Below are 2,792 nucleotides of genomic sequence, written 5' to 3' on the forward strand. Positions count from 1 at the left end.
TAGTTGGTGTCTTAATTGTTAAACAATAATTGAGACAAAAGTCAAATCAACTAAGCAAGGGGTTATCCTTAATTCCTGTTAAGTTAAAGAAGTGTAGTCGATTTTGTTGTCGATTTAAAAAAATGTTGTCGATTTGTAGACCCCTTAATGATCAATGCTATGTCAAAATAACTTTCGTTTCATAAATATAGATATTTTGAAACTTCAATATTATTCGAAATCAAAATATTCCTATAGGAACAGGTGTTGATCACTCAATTCTTGTTTAACAATTCAGAAATACCCAACAGCTTCATCCATACTGTAACGATTGTATGTCGTAATAAGATCAAGCGAGCAGTTGTTTACTGTTTCGAGTTAAGAGTCCTATTCCCGGTTATCCTATAAAGACCACAGATAAACGTATATAATTGTTTTACAATTCGTTAAAGGCTTTTATATATAAACTTTGTCAGATTTCCCAGAAGCGGTTTGCAACATGTGTTCCCCGTCAGCTAAAAGTGGACTGAACCTGGTTTACAGTTCAGTGATGGTTTTGTTATCTTCAAGGCTTTGGCTGGAATGAAATAAAAGCAGTTAATTCTTATTGAAGTTTTTAGTATTCCCTGAATCCTTTTTACCTTCCTTTTTAGCTTCTTTTTCAGCTTTCTTTTGAGCTTTCTTTAATCTCCTCTGATACCCTTTACTTGTTTCCAATCCCTTTGCCGCATTCTCTTCATCTAGTTTAAATTGTGCTTCTTTGGCCTCTTTAGCTGCTTTATTCTTGGCCTTGGCTTTTTCACCTGCACCTATGGGTATACCAACAAAAATATAATACGAAGTGTTTTTTTGATTGGCATTTGCTATTGTGGAAGAGTTTAATAAGCCTTGATAATAACGAGCCCCAAAATTCATTCCATTCATAAACTTTTCTGTTTGGTAACCAATCCCTCCTTCTAGTCCAATATCAAATCTAGAATGCTCCTTACGAATGTTGTTATCATACTGAACATTATTACCTTCAATTTCGTTTGTAAATACATCGGTACCTTTATATAATAAGCCAAACATTGGACCCGCTTCAATAAAAACACCTTTATTAAATTTATATCTACCCAAAAATGGAACATTCCAATATTGCATTTTTCTATCTACACTGCCTCCTACAAAAATGGCATCTAAATTTTCATCATTCAGTGAGTAAGGTTCTAGACTTGCTCCCATAGTAGATTTAACTATTACTCCTGAGTGTAAGAACCAATTGGGACTATTTTTCAACTTAAAATCAAAATAAAAACCAATATTAAAATTAGGTCTTACCGTAGCCGTTTCCAAATTGGTAACATTCGCAAAGTTTACACCACCTTCTAAACCAAACTTTATTTTATCAGAATTCAGTTTATCCCCAAACAAAAGTGAAAGTAACACCTGACTTTGAGCTGTTTGAATACAAAAAAGCAATGCGAGAATCGAGAGAATATTTTTAATCAAAGTTCCTAATTTAAGAGAGTAAAGTTACGCAAATCAACCTCAAATAGCTTACAATATAGCTGTTTATTCAAAAGTAGTCATACCCTTTGTAGTACTCCCTATTTCCTGTAAAATAAAAAACCCACCGAACAGGTGGGTTTCACTTTCTCTTGTGACCTGGCTGGGGTTGACTTCGCTGCGCTCGTCGGACCCGGGCCGAACGATCGTGAAAGGTCCGGTGGACCTTTCGCAGTGAGGAGCCAGATGGTGCGCTGGCGTCCAAATGCAAAACCGCAACCTCCGGTTGTAGTATAATTTTTGGATACTTATGCCATTGTGCCTGAAAAAGGACTTGTTCTGCCTACTGCAACTGCCAACTCAAAAAAGCAGCGGCTGGGGTTGGCTCACTTCGTTCGCCTGACCCAGCCGTCCCATACTGCAAATGCAAAACCCGCACAAGCTATGCTTGCTTGTTTTTTGATTCCTCCAAAATGCTCAAGCGAGCTTGGCATTTCTCCAAAATCAAAAAACCCGCCTTGCGGGGCGGGTTTTGCGCTTGATTGTGACCTGGCTGGGGCTCGAACCCAGGACCCTCTCCTTAAAAGGGAGATGCTCTACCAACTGAGCTACCAGGTCAAAAAAACAAATGCCTCTAAGCAGGCGAACCTGCGGTGCAAACTCATTGAATGAGGTTGCCTAGGCGGGTGCAAATATACAATCTATTCTCAATGAATCAAGTCCCCCGGTTTATAAATTTCCGTTTTCTGAAAAAAGGTGGATATTTGGGCTTTTCTAAGCGAAAATTTCAGGTATGCTGGTTGTATTGCTAGGGTATATGGGGAGTGGAAAATCCACGGTAGGTAAGCTTTTGGGAGAACGGTTAAACCTTCCCTTTACAGACCTCGATGAATATATTGAGTCTGAGGTCGGGACCGCGATTCCCGAGATATTCCGGGAGAAAGGTGAGCTTTTCTTTCGCAAAAAGGAACACGAACTGCTGGTAGATCTTTTAGCTTCCGGACAGCCACGGGTGCTCTCCCTCGGTGGGGGAACCCCCGCCTATGCCGGAAATATGGATCGCGTCTTAAAGGCAACCCCGAATAGTTTTTACCTGCAACACACTATCCCGTCCCTGGTGGGCCGCCTGACATCTGAGAAAGCCCAGCGCCCGCTTATTGCCCATCTTCCGGATTCCGAGCTCCCAGAATTTATTGGGAAACATCTTTTTGACCGCGGGCCGTATTACCTGCAGGCCTCACATATCCTTCCCAGTTCGGGAAAGACCGTGGAGGAGTTGGTGGATGAGATAGAAGGAAAACTAGTCTAAATACACCCCGTAATTC

The 2,792-nt window shown here is 40.5% G+C and carries 2 protein-coding genes and 1 tRNA gene; 1 reads left to right on the forward strand and 2 read right to left on the reverse strand.

All coding sequences use genetic code 11. The features are described 5' to 3' along the window. Positions 1–576 precede the first annotated feature (576 nt). Both WBV75_RS12235 and WBV75_RS12240 read right to left on the reverse strand, forming a co-directional pair. Positions 577–1,470: a porin family protein gene (locus tag WBV75_RS12235; protein ID WP_424120871.1), complete on the reverse strand. Its 894-nt coding sequence runs from the start codon at positions 1,468–1,470 to the stop codon at positions 577–579. Between the two features lie 542 nt (positions 1,471–2,012). Further along, positions 2,013–2,085 (reverse strand) — tRNA-Lys (locus WBV75_RS12240). A 175-nt stretch (positions 2,086–2,260) separates the two neighbouring features. On the opposite strand from WBV75_RS12240, the gene WBV75_RS12245 reads away from it, so the two are divergent. Further along, positions 2,261–2,776: a shikimate kinase gene (locus tag WBV75_RS12245; protein WP_424120872.1), complete on the forward strand. Its 516-nt coding sequence runs from the start codon at positions 2,261–2,263 to the stop codon at positions 2,774–2,776. Positions 2,777–2,792: the final 16 nt, after the last annotated feature.

This window comes from Robiginitalea sp., from assembly GCF_049588695.1.
Classification (GTDB): domain Bacteria; phylum Bacteroidota; class Bacteroidia; order Flavobacteriales; family Flavobacteriaceae; genus Robiginitalea.

Coding starts and splice junctions, on each gene's coding strand:
- WBV75_RS12245 (WP_424120872.1), top strand. CDS start 2,261: ATGCTGGTTGTATTGCTAGGGTATATGGGGAGTGGAAAATCCACGGTA.